The sequence below is a fragment of the Enterobacter cloacae complex sp. IR5403 genome, from assembly GCF_049238705.1.
Classification (GTDB): domain Bacteria; phylum Pseudomonadota; class Gammaproteobacteria; order Enterobacterales; family Enterobacteriaceae; genus Enterobacter; species Enterobacter hormaechei_C.
The window spans coordinates 1-6,227 of sequence record NZ_JBMKHP010000030.1 but is presented as its reverse complement, the minus strand read 5'-3'; the positions used below and the strand labels follow the sequence as shown (position 1 = coordinate 6,227).

Annotated in this window: 7 protein-coding genes and 1 pseudogene; all 8 read right to left on the bottom strand. The window is 47.0% G+C overall.

Annotated features, from left to right (window positions below; all coding sequences use genetic code 11):
• On the bottom strand, window positions 1–536 hold a 536-nt coding region (locus ACOTW6_RS21705), incomplete at its 3' end, for a type VI secretion system Vgr family protein (RefSeq protein ID WP_421766300.1).
• A 159-nt stretch (window positions 537–695) separates the two neighbouring features.
• Window positions 696–1,796, bottom strand: coding sequence for an ADP-ribosylarginine hydrolase Tri1 (tri1, locus tag ACOTW6_RS21700; protein WP_032634185.1), 1,101 nt, complete (start codon window positions 1,794–1,796; stop codon window positions 696–698).
• A gap of 38 nt (window positions 1,797–1,834) precedes the next feature.
• Window positions 1,835–2,215, bottom strand: coding sequence for an immunity protein Tsi6 family protein (locus ACOTW6_RS21695; RefSeq protein WP_121478850.1), 381 nt, complete (start codon window positions 2,213–2,215; stop codon window positions 1,835–1,837).
• 80 nt (window positions 2,216–2,295) lie between these two features.
• A pseudogene (locus ACOTW6_RS21690) lies at window positions 2,296–2,616 on the bottom strand (ADP-ribosylglycohydrolase family protein); the annotation flags it as partial.
• 66 nt (window positions 2,617–2,682) lie between these two features.
• The gene (locus tag ACOTW6_RS21685; protein WP_121478849.1) at window positions 2,683–3,756 is read right to left on the bottom strand and encodes a hypothetical protein; all 1,074 of its coding nucleotides are present in this window, start codon (window positions 3,754–3,756) and stop codon (window positions 2,683–2,685) included.
• 22 nt (window positions 3,757–3,778) lie between these two features.
• Window positions 3,779–4,213 carry a hypothetical protein gene (locus ACOTW6_RS21680; protein ID WP_022651399.1) on the bottom strand — a complete coding sequence of 145 codons (435 nt, stop codon included), beginning with the start codon at window positions 4,211–4,213 and terminating at the stop codon, window positions 3,779–3,781.
• Between the two features lie 24 nt (window positions 4,214–4,237).
• Complete coding sequence (locus ACOTW6_RS21675) at window positions 4,238–5,293, bottom strand: PAAR domain-containing protein (protein ID WP_049125430.1); 1,056 nt, start codon at window positions 5,291–5,293, stop codon at window positions 4,238–4,240.
• 22 nt (window positions 5,294–5,315) lie between these two features.
• Window positions 5,316–6,227 (bottom strand): type VI secretion system Vgr family protein (locus ACOTW6_RS21670; protein WP_421766299.1); only part of this gene is annotated, 912 nt, incomplete at its 5' end.

Below are 6,227 nucleotides of genomic sequence, written 5' to 3'. Positions count from 1 at the left end.
GTCAGTACCAGGGTATGCTTGTCCGCCTCATGGCGGAAGTGATACGCAATCCCCTCCAGCTCCATCAGGCGGCTGATGAAGTCCAGGCTCGACTCCTGATACTGCACGCAGTAGTCCCACACGCGGTAGCTGCCGGTGAGTTTGTCTTCGAGGTTAACCTGGTGCTCTCCCAGCAGGGTTTTGACAATCTGCGGTACCGTCTGGCCCTGGAAAATACGCAGGTTACGGTCGCGCTTCATCGGCCACAGGTCCGGCTCCACCGTCAGCTGGTACACCGCATAGCGGGTGCCCGTCAGCTCAACGGCGCTGACCGCCACGCGGGTAATCTTGCCGTTAACATAGCGGGAGGTCAGCAGATTCTGCGTCGGGATGGTCACCGTGACCGGCTGGCCCAGCAGCCTGCTGCGGTCAATGCGCGCGTCCGTGCCGAGCACGGTCAGCGTCAGCGCGAACGACTCGGACATCGCCTCACGGCCGGAGAGTTTCCAGAACAGCAGCCCCTCCACCGGGAGCTGAACGGTAATTCGGTTGAGCATAATCTTTATTCCACTATGGACTCATCTCAGTGCCAGAAGTTAACTCATCTCAGTATGCAAAGCGAAAACGCCGTTGATGTGATAATGAGTAGCTGTAAGATTGACTTCACTTGCCACAAAATAAAACTACTTTTCCTGTAGTTTCATTGAGATAAACAGTTATAAGAAAGTGTCTTCGGGGGCTCTATCGAACAATTCACCAGCCATTTTGGCGATACGTTCATGTTGTACAAGATTGTTTTTCCACTCCTGCGGAATACCGGAATAACCATATAATGCTCCAGCTATTTGTCCCGCCGTCGCCGCAACACTGTCAGCATCATCGGCAAGGTTGGCTGCCAGCAGAATGGCATCACGGAAATTATCCGTATTCCATACGGACCACATCGCGGCTTCAAGCGTATCGATAACATAACCACTTGAACGAATCTGATCGCGAGTTTTTTGCTTATATTCACCCGCGTTGATAATCATTACGCGTGGCTGAAGCGGCATAACGTGCGGAGAAAAAACAAAATCTTTATTGCTACCGTTAATCATATGCACAAGCAAATAACTTAAATACTGCGTGCTATTGATTGCTTCCGCGGCACCGTGTGTTGCGATACATTGTTTTTTAGCTTCATAAAACGCTTTGCTTAATGACTTTCTAAAAAAAATAGAGACAGGGGCTTGTCTGATAATGGAAGCATTACCCGCAGTTTCTGGAGCAGTATTGCCGCTCCATCCTGGGCCAATTGTTAAATATTGCTCTAAAGCAAATCGCGTTGTATTACCTATATCAAAACAGACGCCATTTGAACTGTTATAACCATGCTGATACCATTCCAGAAGCTTATTCCTGAAACATATAGTATCAGCATCGCCTTTCTCAAGAAGCGTTTCCGCAAGACATAATGCCATGGATGTATCATCCGTCCATTCGCCTGCACGAAGTTGAAATGGCCCACCTCCTGTCATATCTTTGACGTATGCTCTGTCACGCGGTAAAAATTCGAGCGTGGTACCTACAGCATCTCCAACAGCAAGACCAATAAGCGTACCTACCGCACGATCCCGTGATTGCGCTAGTGAGATATTACATGGTGGTGGTAAATCCCATTGTTTTTGTACATCACTATTTGAGGATGATTCTAATGGCTTATTATCATACGTATACTGCATCCTTCGCTGGACTGAAGGTCTGCTAATGGGTAAGTATTTACGATATCTATCAACATATTTTAACAAGGCATTTAAATCAGCATGTAAGTCAATCACCTTTCACCCATAATAAAAAATATTATTCATATGAAATACTAAAATTCATCAGGGAATTTCTTCATGAGGTTTTGTTTCTTTTTATTATAGTTGGTATCGACCTCATGCGGCAGCCTAACCTTTAACCCTCGGCGGATTTGATCCACAATAAACCAGGCATCTGACAACCTTTCAAAAAACAACTCATCAGAATGATCAAACTCCTTCCCTGCATACATACCGAACGTCATACCCCATAATTTCGCTCTATCCTTTTCCTTGCCTTCGATTAAATCCCGTAGAAATGATAATTGTTGTACAATAGAGTCGTACATTTGCAAAAGCGGGGATTGGGGATCACGATTCTTGACGTCTGCATATCTTTTCTGTGCTAAAGTTAATGCTCTATCAACGTAACCAAACATTGTCATTTCATTCATTGCAGTAGATTCAGTTAACTAAAAATTCCATACCTGATCGCAAGTCATCATATGCCCTCGCTTACCCTTGGTAATTCTAACTATAAAAAATTATCCTCAGGTGCTCTATCGAATAGTTTACCCGCCATTGTGGCAATACGTTCGTGTTGTACGAGTTTATCTTTCCAGTCCTGCGGGATAGCGGAATAACCATACAACGCCCCCGCTATTTGTCCCGCCGTCGCCGCAACGCTGTCAGCATCATCGGCAAGATTGGCGGCCAGCAGAATCGCATCGCGGAAATTATCAGTATTCCATACGGACCACATCGCAGCCTCAAGCGTATCGATAACATAACCACTTGAACGAATCTGATCGCGAGTTTTTTGCTTATATTCACCCGCGTTTATGATCATGTTTCTGTGCAAAAAAAATAAAACCACATTTCTATGGTTTTATTTAGATGGCCATGAATTAACTTTGTCAGCTCATCGTTTTTCTATGCGAAACGTAGAAAGAATAAGTTCCATACATCGTTTATTGGTTTCGTAATAATAATCCCGATGATTACGATGGGGCCCAACCACCTCAACGTAACACCATAAATCATTAATTTTGAAGATACGCATGTCGTAATAAGCCCTGATATTCTCAGCAGCGCTGACAACCTCTCCAGTACAGCTATAAAGATCGCCTGTAAACGTGAGATTGATATCATTTGGAATGCTGGCAATGTCCGACGTCGCAAGAGAGACCGCACTATCGTGACGGTTAAAACGCGCAGTTGCTACTTCGAAAATAGCCTGCGCAGAAGGATAATCAGTCTGACGGAAAAGACAGAAATTAATCACTCCATGGTTGACATTACCTAACGTGTGTTCAATTACCAGACGATTATCATCCAGTGTACTCACCTGCCATGAATCCGGAATTTTAAATCCACTGTCATTTTTGTTGCTAAGGCTAACTGTTTTCAACAGTTCTGAAAGCATCATATTGCTGCGATGCATTAAATCCCAGTTGATAGCAATCAGGAAAATAGTATCGGCGATCGAGTTGTAATCCTTAGAACCACAAGCCGTTTTCAAAAGGAAGTAATTCCCTCCACCATTTACAGGATTATAATCTTTTTGCACCGTATACCGTGAAACGACCTCATCACCCGATGGCATCTTTTTAATGGACAGGATATCCGCAAATTTTCCACTTCCTGAAGGATGCGTAATTATCCTCTGGCTCAGTACTTTCTCGCCCATTAAGTCGAGCTTATTGATAAGCCAGTCTGACGCATTCATCTCCCACTGGCAGTGTTCATACGCAGCCCAGACTTCAATATAGGGGCCGGTGTCATCGGCGATGTATCGTCCAATATTCGTCAGTCCAACCTCCTGAAACGTGACCGGTTTTAACTCTGCTGGCTTAACATTCTGTGGTAACAGTAGCCAGTAATGGAACATCTCTTTTTCTCCGGAGGTATAGAGACATTTCCAGAATTTTTCCCGAATCTCTTTTTCCTGATCCTTCATCTCGAGAGGAAAAAGATATTTTTTTTCAGTAACCATAATGCAACCTCACTCGTCGCGCTTACTTAAGCCATAAACCCGAAAACATAAGGAAGCTTCCGAGGGTAATTAAGCTTTTAGCAAAGATAAGTAAGCCAGGCGCCACGGCACGTGTCATAGACGATAATTTTTCATAATTTTCTGCGTTGTATCTTTTGTGCCCCCCCATAATCCCGGAAAATAACGTGCACAGCAGGACTACTGTGACCTTTAATCCCCAGACGCACAGGAAAGACATGGATAAGATGATCGAATAATGTTTGGCCGTTGCGACGGAAAATAATGACATTGACTGAGCAAGCCATTTCAACGTAAAGCCAATGACGACTGTAGCCACTAGCACCAGAACGAACATCAACCCAGCCAGGAGCCATTGTTTTTTGTTAAATAAATCTTTTCCATTCCAGATTAGCGCTAGCGTCCAAATCATAAAGAGAATAAAGAAAAACCAATGCATTACAACGTTCCCCATTTACACATTTTAATCTCCTACCAGGACTGTAACACAGCCCGTCTTAATCACACCATCGCCACTGCCCGCCGCTGGAGAAGGCTTGCTCTCATCATCGTCATAAATCCAGTCAAGGATCGGTTTGAGAGCCAATTTGATACTGGCATCCCCTCCCAGACCAAGTGCCACTGCAAGCTCACCTGATACCTTGAGGTTAAACGAATAATCTGTACTATCAATCCAGGTTCCCACGCCAGCAGAAGCGCCAGCGCTCCCTGCACTCCCTGAAAGTTTGCCATCGGCAACGACTACGCCATAAAAATCGGCTTTAGCCGTCGCTTCTCCTTTGACCGCCGCTGCTTCTGCGCCAAGTTCCACATTAAAACCATAACGTCCTTTATTACCGTCGTACATTTCACTGACAGCCTTCGCTTCAGCGGTTGCCAGATACACGTCCCCACCAACCCCGCCGTATTGCTCCCCTTCTTTTCCAATGCTACCCGAGGCGCCATATTGTATCGCGGTAGCGTTAGCATTGAGGTTGATAGCCCCGTAATCGGCCCTATCTGTCACTAACGTGCCGCTGGCATTCGCCACCCCTACTTTTGTACGAACCTCGCCTTTATATTTATCCTGGCTTTTTGTATTCCCGACCGTGATATCGGCAAGCGCGAATCCGGCTGAAGCCGTATCGGGTTTTCCAAAGCCGGATTTATCTTCAAGACTTGCATAGGCGCCGAGCACCCGGGCGTCGTAAACATCACCATGTATAGCACCATCTTTACCCGCACCCTTCGCCGCCGTTCCTCCCCAATATTGCGGAGGTGCAGGTTGAGTGGTTGCGACCGCAGGGGTCGCTGAAGTATTGCAACCCGTCTTGTCGCCTTCCCTGGCGAGAGGTAAACCGTTCACAAATACCGTTGTTGAACCGCTGAGAATACTTCCCTGACCATGTTGAGAACATGAAAGCGGGTCGCCTTTTCGTGCCGCCGGAAATCCGCCAATAATTACGTTGGGACTTCCGCTTTGAATTGGGCCAGTATGTGCGCTGGAATCAATGCGCGCTCTGGCGGCTGGTTTTCCCATAATAGCGTTCTCTGTACGCAGATTAACTGTTAACTTTTACAATCGCGCCCTTAATATCGGTAAGGTTAGTTCCCGTTATACTCACCGTATCATTTGCCTTGAGCTCGGTATTGATCCCATCACCCAGTTTTGTAAGCTCTTCACCTTTGAAGATGGCTTGTTCCACAGCCTCTGCTTTGAGGTTGCCTTGGCCTACGTGAATCTCAATGGTATCCGGGGCGATCAGAATATAGTTGTCTTTAACTTTGAGTTTAATCGTGGTCACAGATTCCAGCAGCGCGTTACCTTCTTTATCCATGGTCAAGACGGTTTGATCTTTCCCAACGTTTATAACGTGCTTGTTACCAATATTATGCGTTTCATTATTACCTACATCTGATTTCTGGTTCCGCTTAATCGTTATATTCTCATCCTGTCCGATGGTTTTTCTACGATCGACACCGACATCATGAGTTTCAGAATTTTCAATATCCGTATCCATATTTTTTTCTGCATGGATCCAGATCTGCTCGTGCCCGGCTTTATCTTCAAAACGGAGAATATTGGCATTGTCTTTATGGCCATCTTTGCTGCGGCTATAAAAGCCCATCTGCGTCGCCGCGGCCGGCAGCGCCCACGGCGGCATGCTCGCGTCGTTGTACACGCGCCCGGTAATGATCGGACGGTCCGGGTCGCCGTTGATAAAGTCCACCACCACCTCGTCGCCGACGCGCGGGATCTGCACCCCGCCGTAGCCCTGGCCCGCCCACGCGCTCGACACGCGCACCCAGCAGGAGCTGGTGTCATCGCCTTTCGCCAGACGGTCCCAGTGGAACTTCACCTTCACTCGGCCGTATTTGTCCGTCCAGATACTCTCGCCCTGCGGCCCGACCACTTTCGCCGTCTGCGGGCCGTAGGTGCGCGGCCACGCCGTGCTCTGCGCCGGACGGTACGA